Here is an 18,358-nt window from a genome sequence, read left to right on the forward strand (position 1 = left end):
TAGTTTTCACAAAGGGAAAGGGGTGAACCAATGTTCAGCCATGTAATGGTAGGGGCCAACGATGTGGCCGAAAGCAAGAAGTTCTATGATGCGACCATGGAAGTGCTGGGCTACAAGCCCGGCGTGATGGACCCCAATGGCCGCTGTTTCTATTTCAGCGACACTGGCATTTTTGTGCTGACGAAGCCAATCAACGGAGAGCCTGCAAGCTGCGGCAATGGCTTCACGCTCGGCTTCGCGGCCGACAGCCCGGAGATGGCCGATGCCTGGCATGCTGCGGGTTTGGCTGCGGGCGGCAAGGCCATCGAAGACCCTCCGGGCGTCCGTGAAGGCGGGGGCAAGAAAATGTATCTGGCTTACCTGCGTGATCCGGCAGGCAACAAGATCTGCGCCCTTCACCGGATGTAAGAAAACACATCAAAAGGCCCTCAGATAAATCCGCGGGCCTTGTTCTTTCGGTCAGTCGATCACGTTGAAGAAGCGCCCCAGCGGGATGCCAATGGGGCAGAAGATATCCTTGCCCTGGTCGCAGTCATACAGGCTGAAGGTTGTGATCTGCGCGCGGCCCACCAGATATTTGTGCGCCACAAAACCCATGTCATGCAGGTACCGGCTGTCGGCGCTGCCGTCGCGGTTATCGCCCATCATGAAATAATGGCCTTCAGGCACAACGAACAGCTTGGTGTTGTCGATGATGTCCGGGCCAGCGTCATGGCGCTCATAGATACGGTGTTTCACACCGTTCGGCAGCTCTTCCATATATTCCTTGGCACGGCGATCAGCGCCCTGGTAGTCCGTGTAATTCACGTCGCGGATATAGGTGCGCGGCACGATCTCGCCATTGATGAACAGGCGGCCACGGGTTACTTGCACAGTATCTCCCGGCAGGCCGATCACGCGCTTGATGAAATCGTTGCTGCCTTTGTAGGGAAGCGTGAACACCACCACATCGCCGCGTTCAGGCATGTCATCAAACAGCCGGCCTTCGGGCACAAAATCAGGGTCAAGCGGTACCGAATATCGGTTGTAGCCGTAGCTCAATTTCGAGACGAAAATCCGGTCGCCGACTTCCAAAGTCGGCTCCATGCTGCCCGATGGGATATGGAAGCTCGACCACCCGAAGGTGGTGAAGATAAGAAAGAAAATGATGATGACGACCAGGTCTTTTAGAAGCACTAAGGCTTCATGTTTTTCTGGCTGTTCGCTCGCCGTTTTGGCTTTATCGTTCATGTAGGCCCCGCCCTGATCCGTCGTGAATTCTGTTGTTATTGTCCAAATTTCCGCTCACGCCTGCGGTCTCTGTTCAGGCGCGAGTTTAGCCACCTGCCCCCCTTTTTCAATCTTTGATTATGGGCAGCGCAGAAAACTGTCTGCTCACATAAGGGCAAGTGCATCGTCTTAAAAGGCTTTTGGTCGGGAAAAAACTTACAAATTTTATTCGGCCCGACCCTTGCGGGGGCTAGATGCGCACCTTATATAGCCAATGAAACCTGCTGCTTGCCGGGTGTTTTGGCGAGTTAGCAATTTGATCAAATAAACACGAACCCTAAGAGGCTGTGATAGGGTGCCAGATGGGCCCAGACAGTCGGCTTGCAACGGGAAGAGGTAAAAAAATGGGTAAAGTAATCGGTATCGACCTGGGTACGACCAACTCCTGCGTATCCATCATGGACGGGTCCAAACCAAAAGTAATCGAGAACTCTGAAGGCGCGCGCACGACGCCGTCTATCGTTGGTTTCACCGACGATGGCGAACGTCTTGTTGGTCAGGCTGCAAAACGCCAGGCTGTAACGAACCCGACAGACACGCTGTTTGCTATCAAGCGTCTGATCGGCCGCACGTTCGACGATCCAACCACCAAAAAAGACATCGACATGGTTCCCTACAATATCATCAAAGCGGATAGCGGCGATGCGTGGGTAGAAGCCAAGGGCGAGAAATACTCCCCAAGCCAGGTGTCTGCGATGATCCTTCAGAAGATGAAGGAAACCGCCGAGAGCTATCTTGGTGAAACTGTAGACCAGGCCGTAATCACTGTGCCTGCATACTTTAACGACGCCCAGCGCCAGGCAACGAAAGACGCCGGCAAGATCGCTGGTCTTGAAGTGCTGCGGATCATCAACGAGCCAACGGCTGCGGCCCTTGCGTACGGCCTTGAAAAAGAAGACGGCCACACGATCGCCGTGTTCGACCTTGGTGGCGGTACCTTCGACGTATCGGTTCTGGAAATCGGCGACGGTGTGTTTGAAGTGAAGTCCACGAACGGTGATACGTTCCTGGGTGGTGAAGACTTCGATATGCGTCTGGTTGATTACCTGGCCGACGAGTTCAAGAAGGAAAACACCATCGACCTCCGTCAGGACAAGATGGCGCTGCAGCGTCTGAAGGAAGCGGCAGAGAAAGCGAAGATCGAGCTTTCTTCTTCCACGCAGACAGAAGTGAACCTGCCATTCATCACGGCGGACGCTTCCGGCCCGAAACACCTCCAGATCAAACTGACGCGCGCCAAGCTTGAAAGCCTGGTGGAGGACCTGATCAAGCGCACGCTTGAGCCTTGTAAGAAAGCGCTCAAGGATGCGGGCCTTGCGGCTGGCGAGATCGACGACGTGGTTCTGGTGGGCGGTCAAACCCGCATGCCGAAAATCCAGGAAGTCGTGAAAGAGTTCTTTGGCCGCGAACCACACAAGGGTGTGAACCCTGATGAGGTTGTGGCCATGGGCGCCGCGATCCAGGCAGGTGTTCTGCAGGGTGACGTGAAAGACGTTCTGCTTCTGGACGTAACGCCACTGTCGCTGGGTATTGAAACGCTGGGCGGTGTATTCACCCGCCTGATCGAGCGCAACACCACAATCCCAACGAAGAAGGCGCAAGTATTCTCGACCGCGGAAGACAACCAGGGTGCAGTAACCATCCGCGTCTTCCAGGGTGAGCGCGAAATGGCCGCAGACAACAAACTGCTGGGCCAGTTCGACTTGGTGGGTATCCCGCCAGCCCCACGCGGTGTGCCGCAGATTGAGGTTGCCTTCGATATCGACGCCAACGGCATCGTGAACGTGTCCGCCAAAGACAAGGGCACGGGCAAGGAACAGCAAATCCGCATCCAGGCTTCCGGTGGTCTCTCCGACGAGGACATCGAACAGATGGTCAAGGACGCAGAAGCAAACGCAGACGCGGACAAGAAGCGGAAAGAGCTTGTTGAAGCCAAGAACCAGGGCGAAGCGCTTGTTCACTCGGCTGAGAAGAACCTCGACGAGCACAAGGACAAGGTCTCTGACGAAGACAAGTCTGCTATTGAAGCAGCTGTTGCTGAGCTGAAGACCGCGCTTGAAGGCGAAGACGTCGACGATATCAAGGCGAAGACAGAAGCGCTGGCACAGGCCACCATGAAACTTGGCGAGCAAATCTACAAGGCAAGCCAGGAAGAAGCCGCCCACGCGGGCGACGAATCTGAGGTGGAAGCTGCCGACAAAGCAGCGAAAGACGCCGAAGACGATGTGGTGGATGTGGACTTCGAAGAAGTCGACGAAAACGACAAGAAATAAGGTGGCCGCCTGACGCCATAGCAATGCTCGCGCCGCCTCTGGACTTCTGGAGGCGGCGCCTGAGTTTAAAGGCGCGGCGACAAAAGCGGAGAACCGCCTATGTCTAAAGCAGATTATTACGAACTACTCGGCGTCTCCAAAGACGTCGACGAGAAAGCGCTCAAGAGCGCCTTCCGCAAGGCTGCCATGCAGTATCACCCGGACCGCAACCCGGGCGACGCGGAAGCCGAGAAGAAATTCAAGGAAATTGGCGAAGCTTACGAGGTCCTGAAAGACCCGGAGAAGCGCGCGGCCTATGACCGTTATGGTCATGCGGCCTTCGAAGGCGGCATGGGCGGTGGCCCAGGTGGCGGCCACGGCGGTGCGGGCTTCGATTTCTCTGACGTGTTTGAGGAATTCTTCGGTGATTTCATGGGCGGCGGTGGACGCCGCCGGCAGGGCCGTGGCGGCCCGGGCCGGGGCAGCGACCTCCGCTTCAACATGGAAATCACGCTCGAGGATGCTTTCCGCGGCAAGGAAGACAAAATCCGCGTGCCCACGTCCGTGGCGTGTGAGCCATGCGGCGGATCAGGCGCAGAGCCTGGCTCCAAACCTGAAGTGTGTGATACCTGCGGCGGTGCCGGCAAGGTGCGCGCCAGCCAGGGCTTCTTCATGGTGGAACGCACCTGTCCGAAATGTCAGGGCAATGGCTCCACCATCACCAACCCGTGCAAAAGCTGTTCGGGTGCTGGCCGCGTGAGGAAAGAAAAGACCCTGCAGGTCAAGATTCCGAAAGGGGTTGAGGAAGGCACGCGCATCCGCCTCGCGGGTGAAGGCGAAGCCGGCAGCCGTGGCGGCCCGGCGGGTGATCTTTATATCTTCCTCACGATCAAGCCGCATCCGCTGTTCAAGCGCGACGGCGATATGCTCTATTGCCAGGTGCCGATCCCGATGACCAAAGCCACACTGGGCGGCCAGATTGAAGTGCCGACCATTGAAGGCAAGCGCGCCCGGATCAAGATCCCGGAAGGCACGCAGTCCGGTCGTCAGTTCCGCCTGAAGGGCAAAGGCATGCCGGAGCTTAACGGCGGCTTTGTGGGCGACATGATCGTTGAGATGAATGTGGAAACCCCAACAAACCTCAACAAGAAGCAGCGCGAGCTTCTGGAAGAATTTGCCAAAGAGGGCGGCGACAAAATCTCGCCGCGGTCTGAAGGCTTCTTCTCGAAGGTCAAGGACCTGTGGGATGACCTGACCGAATAGGTTGGCCCCCAAACCAGAACACCAAAAGCCGCCTCATCAATCGGGGCGGCTTTTTTATGTCAGTCGAAATAGGCGGTCAGCAGGTTGGTGATCTCATCGATCAGCGCGTCGGCCTTACGCTCATTATCTTCCTCAAGCGCCTGGTCGATCAGCACCGAAAGCGTGGTGACAGCGGTGCGCATCATTGCGTTTTCCCTGCCTTCGGGAAGCTTAACACCGGCGACAACAAGCGTTTGACGAACAAGCTCCTCAAGGTTGCTCTCCGGGCCTGGGGTTACGTCCCACAGGCTGTTGTGGGCGTTGGCCCAGCGGGTCAGCACGCGGAAGGTCGGGTGACTGCGTGCCGCGCGCCAGAAGGTGCGGATCAGCGCCTCATGGGTGGCGCGGAACCCCTGGCCGGGTTCGATCTTTTCTAACGCCGCCGCCACGGTGCCAACCACATCATCGTAAGCCACTTGATGCAGGAGGGCGATGATATCGTTCCTGTCCTTGAAATAGCGGTAGATGGAGCCAACAGGGATTTCCGCTTCGCGCGCAATCGCGGTTGTGGTTGCGGCATCGACGCCGTCCCGGCTCAGGATATCTTCCGTGCAGGCAATGATCCTGTCACGCCGGGCTTTGGCCCGCGCCTGCATGGGCTTTTTCTTAACATTAACAGTTGTTGACGGCACGCATGGCTCCCCTTTCAAGGCGCATCTAACCCCTGAGGGCGATATTAGTCCAGCCCGATTAAAAATGAAACAGTTTCACTTTTTCTTTGACGAATGACCAAAGCTTCTGCACTCTACCCTTGAGGATTTAATGTATTCCATTGGTTGGGGAGCCGATGGAAAAGGGGGAAGCAATGAAAAGTTTCAAACACGCCCTGATCGGGCTGATGGCTCTTGTGGTGGCACCTGCCGCATTTGCCCAGGACAATGTTGTGCGTATCGAAGCCGGTGCGGATATCCAGGAAGCCTTGCAGGAAGCGCTTATCCTGGCTGAACCCGGCACGGTGATCGAACTGCCGGAAGGCCGTTTCGAACTCTCGGCCGGCCTGTCGCTGGATGTGTCTGATATCACCCTGCGCGGTGCCGGGATGGACAAGACCGTTCTTTCCTTCAAGAACCAGATTGCTGGTTCGGAAGGCCTGCTGATCACATCCGACCGGACGTCGATCGAAAATCTTGCAGTGGAAGACACGCCGGGTGACGGCATCAAGGCCAAGGGCGTAGACACAGTTTCCTTCCGCAGCGTGCGGGTTGAATGGACCCGTGGCCCGAACGCTGAAAATGGCGCTTACGGCCTTTATCCGGTGGAATCGAAAAATGTGCTGATCGAAGGCTCCTTGGTGAAGGGCGCGTCTGACGCGGGCATCTATGTAGGCCAGAGCCAGGATATTATCGTGCGCAACAACCGCGCTGAGCTGAATGTTGCCGGGATCGAGATTGAGAACAGTTACCGCGCAGATGTTTACGGCAACACGGCCACCCACAACACCGGCGGCATTCTGGTGTTCGACCTGCCGAACCTGCCGCAGATGGGCGGCCACAGCGTGCGCGTTTACCAGAACAAGGTGGTGAACAACGACACGCCGAATTTCGCGCCCCCAGGCAATATCGTGGCTACCGTGCCGCGCGGCTCCGGCATCATGATCATGGCGAACCGCGAGGTCGAGGTGTTCGAGAATGAGATCGGCGAAAACGCATCCGCCAACATCCTGCTGGTGGCCTATCCGCGCGAATATAATGACCCGACCTATAACCCGCTGCCGCGCCGCGTTTATGTGCATGACAATAAGCACGGCCGCGCGGGCTGGGACCCGGATGGGGCGGTCAAGGGCATGATTGCGCCTAGGACCGGCACACCTGTGCCGCATATTGTGTGGGACGGTGTGGTGGACGGCTTCTGGGCTGGGTTGTTTGGGCCCGATGAGGAAGAGACCATCATGATCCAGGAGCCTGAAGGCACCACCTTTGCCAACCTGCAATTCGTCAAGGATTACATCCTGCCCTGGGGCGCAGACCCAGACAGGGACATAGAGGCCTATGCCGGTTCATATGAGTTCCGCGGCCCTGTGAAGCTGCCGCAGGATACGGCGATGGCTGCAAATAACTAGGGGATGGGGCAGGTGCGTGTTTTGTTGTTAACTTTCCTGATGCTGGCCGCCTTGATGTTTGGTGCCAGCACCTTGGCTGTGGCGGCCACGCCAATCACAGCTGCTGTCCTGACCACAACTGCTGTCAATGACGCCGCGCTCCTGACCCCGCGCCCCGCGCGCAAGCTTTCAGCCTACAATCTTTTCAAGGACGGCCCGGCCCAGGTGCCGAACGACAGGGTCTACCCGTATGATCTGGCGACACCGCTGTTCACGGACTATGCCCACAAATACCGCTTTGTGTATGTGCCGGGAGGCAAGCCCGCGGCCTACAATGACCGCGAAGCTTTTGAGTTCCCCGTTGGCAGCGTGCTGGTGAAAACCTTTGCCTATCCCGCGGATTTCCGTCAGCCGGATGAGAATATTCGCCTGATTGAAACCCGGCTTCTGATCCATGGCGAAAAGGGCTGGTCCGCCTGGGCCTATGTCTGGAACGAAGACATGACAGACGCCGACCTTAAGGTGGCGGGCAAGGTGCTGCCGGTTTCCTGGGTGGATGAACTGGGCGAAAAACGCGACATCCAATATGTGGTACCCAACCGCAACCAGTGCAAAGGCTGTCATGTGATTGGGCACGAGTTCTCACCCATCGGCCCCAAGGCCCGGAACCTGAATTTTACCTATGACTATGCAGGGGGTAGCGAAAACCAGCTGGCTTTCTGGGCGTCGCACGGGCTTCTTGATGGCGCGCCTGCGCCAGAGGATGCACCAAGCGTACCCCGCTTTGACGATACAAGCGCCCCGCTTGAAGACCGGGCGCGTGCTTATCTGGATGTCAATTGCGCCCACTGTCACCGCGCAGAAGGGCCGGGCTCCACGTCCGGGCTTTTCCTTACATGGTGGGAAACCAACAAGACAGCCTGGGGGTACCTCAAGCGGCCGGTTGCGGCGGGCCGGGGCTCAGGCGGCCTGATGTATGATATCGACCCCGGCAAGCCGGACCAATCGATCCTGATTTACCGCCTTAACTCCACCGACCCGGGCGTGATGATGCCTGAAGTGGGGCGAACAACCATTCACGAAGAAGGCGTGGCCCTTCTGAAGGAATGGATAAAGACGATTGAGTAACAAGGATATGTGTTTTGAGGTAAGGAAGCTTGCTATGCTGGGGGGCATGGCAGGCTATTTGCGTTGTGAATCGGCCTCAGGGAGATGGCAGGTCGTTTCATGAAAGCGAACCGGCGCCCATGCCAGGAACCTTGATAGGAGGTTCGCGGTGCCGGCTCAGGTCAGAAAAAGGAAACAAGGGGGGGAAGCCCATGCCTATGACCAAACTGTCGAACGCCCTGTTGTCGGGCGTGAGTGTTGCTGCGTGTTTATGTCTTGCGCCAGCAGTTGCCGCGCAGGACGATGCTGAAAAGAGCTCCTCGCTTGAGGAAATTACCGTCACTGCGCAAAAGCGGGAGCAGTCAGCCCAGGATGTGCCGATCGCGCTCAATGCCTTTTCCGGCAATTTCCTGGAGACGATCGCCGCTGAAGACTTGCGCGATATCAATGTCTATACGCCGGGCCTTGAGGTTTCTGGCGTGTCGCAGCCGCGCTTCAAGATCCGCGGTATTGAAACCGATGACTTCGGTGTGGGCACAGACCCGGCTGTGGGCGTGTTCGTGGATGGCGTATACGCCTCTCGCTCAGGCGCGGGGATCGTTTTCTTCTCGGATATTGAGCGGGTCGAGGTGCTGAAGGGCCCGCAAGGGACACTCTTTGGCCGCAACACGGCGGCCGGGGCCATTTCCATCATCACAAACAAGCCAGAGCTGGATGAATTTTCAGCCCGGGTGAACCTCAGGTATGGCCGGTTCGACAAGCAGCGGCTTGATGCCATGATCAACGCGCCGCTGACGGACACATTGGCCATGCGCGCCAACTTCCTGGTCAACGATCAGGACGGCTATGCTGAAGATGCGCTCACGGGCGACGATTATGGCCGCGAGCATAATGTGACGGGCCGGCTGCAGTTCCGCTGGGAACCAAGCGAGAAAACAGCGCTCAATCTGGCGTATGAGTTTGATCACACCAAGCAGGATGAAGACCAGCCTGTGGTTGGTGTGTCCGACGGCAGTCTTGATTTCGCGCCGGGCGCGGAAACGCTCAATGACCTGCCAGGTCATGTGGATTTCCTGCATGCGGTTCTTGGGGCATCGTTCGGCGGCCTGAGCCGTGAGCAGTTCGGCGCCTTGCCGATCACGGCGCTCACAGGCGCTGTGCCATTGCAGGCTTTCTACGCCAACTTCACGCCGGCTGGTTATGTGCCGGCATCCACGGGTGACTGGTCTGTCTTCCGTGACGGCAATTCGATCGGCGGGGCGGACCCATACGGGCCGTTCTCAAGTGACGTTCGGAACGGCGAAGAGAACCGCGACCTGGACGGCGTGACACTGACAATCACCCATGATTTTGACTGGGCGACGCTCACATCCATTTCCGCCTTCAAGCGCTTTACGTCCAATAACCTTGAGGAAGAAGACGGCACCGCAGACCCGGCCTTCTATTTCGACAGCAATAACATCGAAAAAAACGAGCATATCTATCAGGAACTGCGCTTGAATGGTGTGTCTGGTGACCTGACATGGACCATCGGCGGCAGCTATTATTGGGAAAATGCCAAGCAGGACACGGTGGTCCGTGCCACCATGGATTCGATCGACACCGCACTTTATAATCTTGGTGCCACGCCGGGCATATTGGTGGCAAACGGCTTCAACCCGCTTGACGGCATCAACGGCTGTGAAAGCCTGTTCCTTGATAGCATGAACAGCTTTATCGGTCTCACCAGCGTGCCGCTTGGTTGCATGGACCCATCGGCTGTGGGCACGCCGCTTGAAGGCCTGTCGCTAGAGGATGTCTCTAACATGGCGCTGCAAAGCTTCGCTGGCCGCATGTGGACCGAACATATGTACGGTGAAGGCACCTTCAAGGCCTTCGCGGCTTTTGCTGATGCAACTTACGCCGTGACCGACCGGTTCAACCTGACAGCCGGTATCCGCTATACGCACGATAAGAAAAGTTGGCTGTGGCGCAGTGACCCACGGGAGATTGAAGGCTCCGATCTTCTGGAAATTCCGGGTGTTGGTAATCTGGCGGACATCCACCAGGCGATCCTGCAGGCCGTTGTCGGCGGGTCTGGCGATATTGTCTATAACCTGCCGGTTTGCGCGGATGCCAGCACCCAGGTGTGTGAAGGCCGTGACTTTGAACGCAGCCAAAGCTGGAACAATGTCAGCCCACGGGTGGCGATTGACTATCGTTTCTCAGACGATGCCATGCTCTATGCTTCCTACGCGCGGGGCTATAAGGCTGGCGGCTACAACAGCCAGGAAGTCAACAGCGAGTTCGATAACGAGACTGTTTGGAACGTGGAAATTGGCCTCAAGTCGCAGTGGTTTGACGACCGGGTGCGGTTCAATGCGTCGGTTTGGAAATATAAATATAACGACAAGCAGGCGATCCGCCTTGTGGCGTTCGACAGCGGTTCGGTGCCGCGCTATGTCACCGAAACATCCGACACCGAAGGCAAGGGTGTGGATGTGGAGCTTCTTTGGGCGCCGGCCCCAGGCCTCCGCCTGTTCGCGAACGGCGGTTATCAGGATGTTACCTGCACCAACAACTGCGGCGCGTCCGCAGTGGGGGAACCCACGGGCGCACCCAAGGCGCGTATCTCCTTTGGTGGCGACTATAGCTTCAGCCTCGGCGGCAATAACGGTTCGATCAACCTGCATGCCGACCATAGCTACACCAGCAAGGAACGCCTGAACGGCCAGTGCCTGTCCGAAGGCACTTGCGGCACCATCGTTTGGGGTAACGGTAGCTGGGAAACAGGGAAAGCCCGCAACTTCACCAATGTGCGCGCGGGATGGACCAATGCGGATGAAGACCTTTCGGTCTCTGTCTTCGTCACCAACCTGTTCGGCAACCGCTATCTGGGCGGGGCCTCAGGCGTGACGGCAACCACTTTCGGCACTCCGATTTCAGAGCGCGAGACCCCAAGCCTGTGGGGCATAGACCTGACCATGCGTTTCTAAACCCTTGACGGGCAGCGCTTTCTTTGGTCATGCGCAAGAAAAAATGAAGAAGGCCGGGTTCTGCCCGGCCTTTCCTTTTTGCCCGCCTGCTGGTAGCAATTAAGGATGTTTCCTATCATGGAGAAACCAGATGGCGGAAAATGTGCAAATCGGGATTTTGGGCTGTATGGGCCGTATGGGCCAGGCGCTCACGGAAGAATTCCTCAAGACCGAAGGCGTCACCATTGTTGCCGGCTCTGAAATTGCGTCCCACCCAGGCATCGGCAAATTGATCCCCGGGCTGGATGTTCATCTTGCGGATACCGCAGAACATGTTTTCCATGAAGCCGATGTGGTGATCGATTTCACCCCACCGGGCCAGACCGCGACCCATGCCGCGCTGGCGCGCGAAACCGGCAAAGCGCTGGTGGTTGGCACCACCGGCATGACGGCGGCGGACCATGCGGCGCTCGACCGCGCGGCGGCAGCAGTGCCGATCATGCAGGCAGGTAATTATTCGCTCGGCGTGAACCTGATGATGGCACTGGTGCGAGACGCGGCGAAGCGCCTGGGAACAGACTGGGATATAGAAGTGGTTGAAATGCACCACCGGCACAAGGTGGATGCCCCATCCGGCACTGCGCTGATGCTCGGCGAAGCGGCGGCTGAGGGCCGTGGCCGGCCACTTGATGACGTGCGCACCAAAGCACGCGAAGGCATTACCGGCGAACGCAAGGAAGGCACCATCGGTTTTTCCGCCGTGCGCGGCGGCGCCGTGATTGGCGAACATGATGTGGTGTTCGCAAGCGATAGCGAGCGGCTTACCATCAGCCACCGCGCTGAAAACCGGGGGCTTTTCGCCGCTGGTGCCGTGAAGGCGGCGCTTTGGCTTGTGGGCAAGGGCGCGGGCCGCTATTCAATGACAGACGTGCTTGACCTGAAATAGGCGCGGCAAAAAAGGGGGAGACATCATGGAAGAAGCGCTTGTGTCGCTATGGAACGGCCTGCCGTTCTTTGTCATTCATTCGGCAACCAGCCTTGTGATGCTGCTTGTGGGCATCTTCATTTACACCCTTATTACCCCGCATGATGAGCTGAAGCTGATCCGCGAAGGCAATGTGGCGGCGGCCACCACGCTGGGCGGTGCCATTGTTGGCCTTTCATTGCCGGTGGCTTTCTCAATGGCGTCATCCATGAATGTCTGGGATATTGTGGTGTGGGGTGTGATCGCGCTTCTGTTCCAACTGGCGGCTTTCCGCCTGGTGGACCTGTTCCTAAAGGGCTTGTCGCAGCGTATTGAAAACGGTGAGATGGGCCCGGCCATCATTCTGGTGTCGTTCAAACTGGCAACAGCAGCGATCAACTCGGCGGCGATTTCAGGCTAAGGGGGCGCGGGGCATGCGCCGTAAGCTTGAGTTTCTTTTCTATACCATCGCGATCCTCTATTTCATCGTTCGCTATGCGGATGTGGACATAGAGCGTGACAGCCCGCGCCGGTCTGTACCCAAGGCCCAGCCCCCGGCGGTTCTGACGCCCGATGATGCGCCCTTGCCGCGCCCGGAGCTCGGTGATGTGGTCGTCGCCCTGGACCCGCAGGCGAAAAACAGTGTCGGCACCGCTTTCGCGGTGGACAGCCGCGGTACGTTCGTCACTGCCCGCCATGTGGTGGACGGCTGCAAGCAGGTGTATCTGGTGGCCGGGCCGCGCCAGTTGGAGCCGGTTTTGTCTGCCGTCAGTGACACGCACCGGGACTTCGCCGTTCTGCGCGCCCGGGCGCTTCGGGCCCAGCCGTTCGCGCTGACGGAAACAAGCCCTGACCGCGGTACAAACGGCTATATGATGGGCTACCCACAGGGCAAGCCGGCGGATGTGCGCGCCACCGTCTTTGGCCGCACCTTCATGCGGTCGGAAGGGCGCTACCAGGCGCGCGAAGCCGTCATCGCCTGGGTGGAGCGTGAGCGCAGGCCGCTGTTTGACGGATCACTTGGCGGTATCTCGGGCGGGCCAGTATTCAACGAACAGGGTTATGTGATCGGCACTGTGGTCGCGGGCGCGCCGCGCCGGGGCCGGGTTTACACTACCCACCCGCAGGTGTTCCGGAACGCCGGGCTAATCAGTGATGAAGGCAAGGCCATTCAGGGCCTGCGCGCGCTTGATTTTGACAAGTCAGGCAACGCCCTCAGGGCCTCCCGCTCCATCGCGCAGGTCTACTGCAAGGTGGATTGATTACCCCTTCAACCTCGCCAGTTCCGGCATCAGGGCGGCCTTGAGCTTGCGGCGGTCGGTGGGGGTCAGGAAATCGCCGAACACCAGCGTTTCACCGTGGGATGTGAGCGACAGCTGGTTGCGGTCTTCATCGATGGTCTTGAGGCTCAGTTTCACCCAGTAAGGGTCAAAGCGCCAGCTTTCCACCCGCCCACCCGGATGCACGCGGGTGACGATCAGGTCTTTTTCAGATAGCTGGAGCGTTTCATAAAGTCGTGCGGAACGATAACTGAAATGGAAGGCTAGCCAGATTGCCAGTATGTCCACGCCCAGGAAAATCACCACCGGCCAGGCACCCACCACGATGAACCGCAGGCTTGCGAACAGGCATACGGCAACCAGGAACCAGAAAAGGCGGCGGAACTGGTGCGGCTTCAATGACCGGTGCGGGTAAAGCGTGGCGTCAAACAAAAGCTTGCTGCCCTTGCCCATGCGAACATGGCTTTCCTGCTCGCTAACCGCTGCTGCAATATCGTTGCTTGGCGTTTTCATGGAGCCACTATAGCAGGCCTAGAGCTGTTCGCCGCGTAACAGTTTCGGGAGGTCGCCTACGGTTCCCCGCGCGTGTTGCATGAAGAAGTTCTTCAGCGGCACCACCTGGTCCACTGCCGCCATGCCCACATCGCGCATCAGCTTGATCGGCGCAATGTCGTTTGAAAACAGGCGGTTGAAGGTGTCGGTGATGGCGTAAACGCTGGCGTTATCGGTGGTGCGCCAGCGGCCATAGTTTTCAAGTACGCTAAGGGCGCCGATATCCAGGCCCACGCGCCGCGCATCCACCAGCACCTCAATCAGCGCTGCCACATCCTTCAGCCCCAGGTTCAGCCCCTGTCCGGATATGGGGTGGATACCGTGTGCGGCATCACCGATCAACGCCAAGCGGTCGGATACATATTCCTGCGCATACTGAAGCGTCAGCGGATAGGCCCAGCGCCCGCCGATGACCTTCACATCCCCCAGGAAATCGCCGATCCGGCGGCACACTTCGCTTTCAAACGCGCGGTCGGACAGCCCCATGATGGTCTCGGTGAGGTGGCTTTTTTCGGTCCACACAAGCGAAGACCGGTTGCCGGTGAGCGGCAGGATCGCGAAAGGCCCACTGGGCAGAAAACGCTCGTGCGCGATACCGCAGTGGCTGAATTCATGCTCAACCGAGCACACAATACCGTGCTGGCTGTAGTCAATCACCGAAACAGGGAAGCCCGCGTGCTGACGCACAAGGCTGCCGCGCCCATCCGCGCCGATGATCAGGCCAGATTTGATCACTGTGCCTGAGGTCAGCGTGGTGGTGACACCGGTCTTGTCGCGGTCGATCTCCGCCACGCGCTCTGGCGCCAGCAGGGTCACGCCCTTGATTTCCTTGAGGCGCTCAAAAAGCGCTATGCGGGTATGGCGGTTTTCCACCATATGGCCAAGGGGCCCGTCGCCCAGGGTTTCATGGTCGAAATGCAGCGACAGCAGGCTTGGCCCGTCAGAAACCCGGATCTCAAGAATCGGCTGGGCATAGGGTTCCATGTGTTTCCAGATGCCAAGCGCCTCAAAAAGCTGGCAGCTTGCGAAGGCGAGCGCGCTGGCGCGGCCGTCATAGCCGACCGCCGTCAGGTCGCCCTGGGGCGCCATGTCGACCACCGCGACCTCGAAGCCGTGTTCGGCCAAGCCGATGGCCGCGGTCAGGCCTGCAAGGCCGCCGCCGATGATGGTGATATCCGTTTCCAGCTTTTTCGCGCTCATGATACCTGCCCACATGTGACATAAACAGTTCCCTTCATGTAGGCCCCAATGCCCCCTTCTGTCCAGTGGCATGGTGCCGCATGTGGGCCAATCGGGCGATAAAGTCGCTGCCCATAAAATGCCGCACTTGTCCTTGAGCATTGTTAAAGAGTAAAGTGACCGCGAACAGGACGAGAACATAGCCGCCACGCGCCAGAGGGAGACAGGCGCGACGGTTGGCCCGGGGAGCAATTGTTACGTGTCGGCACGCAAAAAAACCGCAGCAACGAAACCAGTGAAACAGAAAAACGGCGGCACACCGCTGTTGCCGCCCGCATTCGTGACCTTCATGAAAAGCACGGGCTGGCGTAGCCTTGGCGTTATGCTGATGCTGCTGGCTGTGGGCACCTATGTGGCGCTCTTCTCCTATAACCCGGCGGACCCGACCATCAATAACGAAGCGGCGCGCGCCACGACCAACCTCCTGGGGCCGATCGGTGCCAATGTGGCTGATGTGCTGATGCAGACGCTTGCGGTGGTGGCTTATCTGCTGCCTGTGCCGCTTTTCCTGTGGGGATTGAAGATTGCGCGCCTCAAATGGCTGCCGCATTTCTGGATTAACCTGATCATGGTGCCCGTCAGCCTGATTTTGCTGGCGATTGCCGTCAGTGTGGTTTCGCCTGCGCCGGATTATGTCATCCAGGCAGGCTATGGCGGTGCGCTTGGGCAACAGCTTTACCTGATGGTGATTGAGCTGTTCGCTGGCTTCGTTATTCCGGCCTGGGTTTACGGCACGGTGTTCGCTGTTCTCGGTGTACCTGCCTTTTTCTACAGCTTCGCCCTCAATAAAGACGAGTGGCGCACGGTGCTGCAGACCATCAAATATGTGCTGATGACGATCCTGTCCTGGATCATCTGGGGCATGCGCATGATCGGCCACGGCGTGATGGTGACCTTCCACGCTTTGTTCCGGCGTGAGAAGTCTGACGAAGGTGACCGTGTAGAGCCTGCCATGACGCGGCCAGAGCGCAAGGTGGTGGAAAGGCCGGAGCCCGCAGCCCCTGTGACCGCACCAGCCCCAAAGCGCGTGAAAGCACCAGCCAAGCCAAAGCGCGGCACGCGGGAAGTCAAGGAAGCGCAAGTCACGCTGGATTTCGGTGACGCGAACGGGTTCCTTCTGCCGCCGCTCCAATTGCTGGCACCGCCGCCGCCGCCCGAAAAGGTTGGCCGCATCAGCCCAGGGGCGCTCGAACAGAACGCCCGCATGCTGGAAAGCGTGCTGGACGACTTTGGGGTGCAGGGTGAAATCAAGGACGTGCGCCCCGGCCCTGTTGTAACGCTGTATGAGCTTGAACCCGCCCGCGGCGTGAAATCCGCCCGGGTGATTGGCCTTGCGGACGATATCGCGCGGTCCATGAGCGCCATCTCCGCCCGTGTGGCGGTGGTGCCAGGCCGGAACGCGATTGGTATTGAGCTTCCGAACGCTGACCGCCAAACCGTTCTGCTACGCGAACTGCTCGCCAGCCGTGATTATGAAGCCACTAAAGCGCGCTTGCCCGTGGTGCTGGGTAAGGACATCGGCGGCGCGCCCGTGGTGGCGGACCTTGCGTCCATGCCGCACTTGCTGGTAGCCGGTACCACCGGTTCCGGTAAGTCTGTCGGCATCAACACCATGATCCTGTCGCTTCTTTACCGCCACAGCCCTGAAACACTTCGTTTCATCATGGTTGACCCCAAGATGCTTGAGCTGTCCATCTATGACGGTATCCCGCATCTGCTGACGCCGGTGGTGACCGAACCCAAAAAGGCGGTCGTGGCGCTCAAGTGGGCGGTCAGGGAGATGGAAGAACGCTACCGCAACATGTCAAAGCTGGGCGTGCGGAACCTTGCGGCCTTCAACAAGCGGGTTGAAGAGGCCAAGAAAAACGGCGAACGCCTGACGCGTGAGGTGCAGACCGGGTTTGACAAGGAAACCGGCCAACCAATCATGGAAGAGCAGGAGTTTGACTTCCAGCCGCTGCCGTTCCTGGTGATCGTGATCGACGAGATGGCAGACCTGATGCTGGTGGCCGGCAAGGATGTGGAAGCCACCGTGCAGCGCCTGGCGCAGATGGCTCGGGCCGCGGGCATTCACGTTGTGATGGCCACCCAGCGCCCGTCGGTGGACGTGATCACCGGTACCATCAAGGCGAACTTCCCGACCCGGATCAGCTTCCAGGTAACCAGTAAGATCGACAGTCGTACGATTCTCGGGGAACAGGGCGCCGAGCAGCTTCTGGGCATGGGTGACATGCTCTTCATGGCGGGCGGCGGCCGCATCACCCGTGTGCATGGTGCGTTCGTTTCCGACAGCGAAGTGGAAGATGTGACGACCCACCTGAGGAAGCAGGGCGCGCCGGACTATCTGGCGGAAGTGACCGAAGAACCTGAAGAAGGGTTCGACAGCCCGTTCATCCCAGGTCCATCTGGTTCAGGCGATGATGCCAACAACAGCCTTTATGATCAGGCGGTGGCCATTGTGGTCCGGGACCAGCGCGCGTCCACTAGCTATGTGCAGCGGCGTCTCAAGATCGGCTACAACAAGGCCGCCTCATTGATTGAGGAAATGGAAGAACAGGGCGTGATCAGCGCGCCGAACCACAAGGGCCAGCGCGAAGTGCTGGTGCCTGATCGTGAAGAAGAATTTTAGGCCGCGAAGAAGAATTATAGGAAGCGACATGCGATCCGTAACATTGTTTGGAGTTTATCTGGCCCTTCTGGCCGTCCCGGCCCCCGCGCTTCTCGCGCAGGAGGCCGACTTGCCGCCCCTTGAGGAGCAGTCGGTCGAAGAGGACCAGAGCCTGAAGGCGCTCCGGCAGGTGCAGGCCTATATGGATGGTGTGGAAAGCCTGGAGGCCGAGTTCCGCCAGCACGCGCCGAACGGCAATGTGGCCACAGGCCGCCTGTATCTCGAACGCCCCGGCTATGTGCGGTTCGACTATACGGACGAAACCCCCTTCCTGATTGTGGCCGACGGCACGACGCTGAATTTCATAGACTATGAAATTGGCCAGGTGACCAAATGGCCGCTTAAGAAAACGCCGCTGCGCGCGCTTCTTGGTGGGTCCATCGATCTTGCCAGCCTGCAGGCGAATATATCACGCGGGCGTCCGGGTCTTGAAGACCTGATCCTGCTGTCCGCCCGCGACCCGGAAAACCCGGAGCAGGGTGAGATTACGCTTTATTTCATGCCGGATGAAGCGATGCCTACCGGCCTTCGCCTTCTGGGCTGGAATGTGCTGGACGCAAAGGGCGAAACCACGGAAGTCGCGCTCACGGACCAGCAGGTGAATGTCTCTCTTGATGATGCGCTCTGGACGTTTGAAGACCCACGCGGTCTCACCAAGCGCCGCCGGACCCGCCGCTGATCTCTCTCGTCATTCGTCGGCTCGACCGGCGAATCCATCTATTGGCCCAAGCAT

The 18,358-nt window shown here is 58.6% G+C and carries 15 protein-coding genes; 11 read left to right on the forward strand and 4 right to left on the reverse strand.

Features of this window, described 5'->3' with window-relative positions; genetic code table 11:
- Nucleotides 1-30 precede the first annotated feature (30 nt).
- The gene (locus ACFO5Q_RS02235; RefSeq protein ID WP_068148206.1) at nt 31-408 is read left to right on the forward strand and encodes a VOC family protein; all 378 of its coding nucleotides are present in this window, start codon (nt 31-33) and stop codon (nt 406-408) included.
- Nucleotides 409-459: 51 nt separating this feature from the next.
- On the opposite strand, the gene lepB is transcribed toward ACFO5Q_RS02235, so the two are convergent.
- Nucleotides 460-1,230, reverse strand: coding sequence for a signal peptidase I (lepB, locus tag ACFO5Q_RS02240; RefSeq protein WP_068148208.1), 771 nt, complete (start codon nt 1,228-1,230; stop codon nt 460-462).
- Between the two features lie 383 nt (nt 1,231-1,613).
- On the opposite strand from lepB, the gene dnaK reads away from it, so the two are divergent.
- Together dnaK and dnaJ are read left to right on the forward strand one after the other, a co-directional pair.
- Nucleotides 1,614-3,542, forward strand: a complete 1,929-nt coding sequence (gene dnaK, locus ACFO5Q_RS02245; RefSeq protein WP_068148213.1) for a molecular chaperone DnaK — start codon at nt 1,614-1,616, stop codon at nt 3,540-3,542.
- A 99-nt stretch (nt 3,543-3,641) separates the two neighbouring features.
- Entirely contained in the window at nt 3,642-4,784 is a 1,143-nt protein-coding gene (dnaJ, locus tag ACFO5Q_RS02250) for a molecular chaperone DnaJ (RefSeq protein ID WP_068148218.1), read from the forward strand.
- A 59-nt stretch (nt 4,785-4,843) separates the two neighbouring features.
- On the opposite strand, the gene ACFO5Q_RS02255 is transcribed toward dnaJ, so the two are convergent.
- The gene (locus ACFO5Q_RS02255; RefSeq protein WP_156431969.1) at nt 4,844-5,455 is read right to left on the reverse strand and encodes a TetR/AcrR family transcriptional regulator; all 612 of its coding nucleotides are present in this window, start codon (nt 5,453-5,455) and stop codon (nt 4,844-4,846) included.
- Nucleotides 5,456-5,628: 173 nt separating this feature from the next.
- On the opposite strand from ACFO5Q_RS02255, the gene ACFO5Q_RS02260 reads away from it, so the two are divergent.
- The 6 genes from ACFO5Q_RS02260 (at nt 5,629) to ACFO5Q_RS02285 (ending at nt 13,148) form a co-directional block, all read left to right on the forward strand.
- Nucleotides 5,629-6,882 (forward strand): parallel beta-helix domain-containing protein, encoded by a 1,254-nt coding sequence (locus tag ACFO5Q_RS02260; RefSeq protein WP_068148618.1) that lies wholly within the window; start codon nt 5,629-5,631, stop codon nt 6,880-6,882.
- Nucleotides 6,883-6,894: 12 nt separating this feature from the next.
- A complete protein-coding gene (locus ACFO5Q_RS02265; protein ID WP_231727254.1) occupies nt 6,895-7,989 on the forward strand; it encodes an SO2930 family diheme c-type cytochrome in 1,095 nt (364 codons plus the stop codon).
- Between the two features lie 191 nt (nt 7,990-8,180).
- Complete coding sequence (locus tag ACFO5Q_RS02270; protein WP_068148226.1) at nt 8,181-10,943, forward strand: TonB-dependent receptor; 2,763 nt, start codon at nt 8,181-8,183, stop codon at nt 10,941-10,943.
- Between the two features lie 130 nt (nt 10,944-11,073).
- Nucleotides 11,074-11,868, forward strand: a complete 795-nt coding sequence (gene dapB, locus ACFO5Q_RS02275; protein ID WP_068148229.1) for a 4-hydroxy-tetrahydrodipicolinate reductase — start codon at nt 11,074-11,076, stop codon at nt 11,866-11,868.
- 25 nt (nt 11,869-11,893) lie between these two features.
- Nucleotides 11,894-12,307, forward strand: a complete 414-nt coding sequence (locus ACFO5Q_RS02280) for a DUF350 domain-containing protein (RefSeq protein ID WP_068148233.1) — start codon at nt 11,894-11,896, stop codon at nt 12,305-12,307.
- 13 nt (nt 12,308-12,320) lie between these two features.
- Complete coding sequence (locus tag ACFO5Q_RS02285) at nt 12,321-13,148, forward strand: S1 family peptidase (protein WP_068148236.1); 828 nt, start codon at nt 12,321-12,323, stop codon at nt 13,146-13,148.
- Here the strand turns inward: ACFO5Q_RS02285 and ACFO5Q_RS02290 are convergent, their stop codons facing one another.
- Nucleotides 13,149-13,679: a DUF2244 domain-containing protein gene (locus tag ACFO5Q_RS02290; protein WP_068148239.1), complete on the reverse strand. Its 531-nt coding sequence runs from the start codon at nt 13,677-13,679 to the stop codon at nt 13,149-13,151.
- An 18-nt stretch (nt 13,680-13,697) separates the two neighbouring features.
- Nucleotides 13,698-14,918, reverse strand: coding sequence for a UbiH/UbiF/VisC/COQ6 family ubiquinone biosynthesis hydroxylase (locus tag ACFO5Q_RS02295; RefSeq protein WP_068148621.1), 1,221 nt, complete (start codon nt 14,916-14,918; stop codon nt 13,698-13,700).
- 328 nt (nt 14,919-15,246) lie between these two features.
- On the opposite strand from ACFO5Q_RS02295, the gene ACFO5Q_RS02300 reads away from it, so the two are divergent.
- Nucleotides 15,247-17,586: an FtsK/SpoIIIE family DNA translocase gene (locus ACFO5Q_RS02300; RefSeq protein ID WP_380084284.1), complete on the forward strand. Its 2,340-nt coding sequence runs from the start codon at nt 15,247-15,249 to the stop codon at nt 17,584-17,586.
- A 28-nt stretch (nt 17,587-17,614) separates the two neighbouring features.
- Nucleotides 17,615-18,304: a LolA family protein gene (locus tag ACFO5Q_RS02305; protein ID WP_068148242.1), complete on the forward strand. Its 690-nt coding sequence runs from the start codon at nt 17,615-17,617 to the stop codon at nt 18,302-18,304.
- Nucleotides 18,305-18,358: the final 54 nt, after the last annotated feature.

The organism is Kordiimonas lipolytica (assembly GCF_042651265.1).
Classification (GTDB): domain Bacteria; phylum Pseudomonadota; class Alphaproteobacteria; order Sphingomonadales; family Kordiimonadaceae; genus Kordiimonas; species Kordiimonas lipolytica.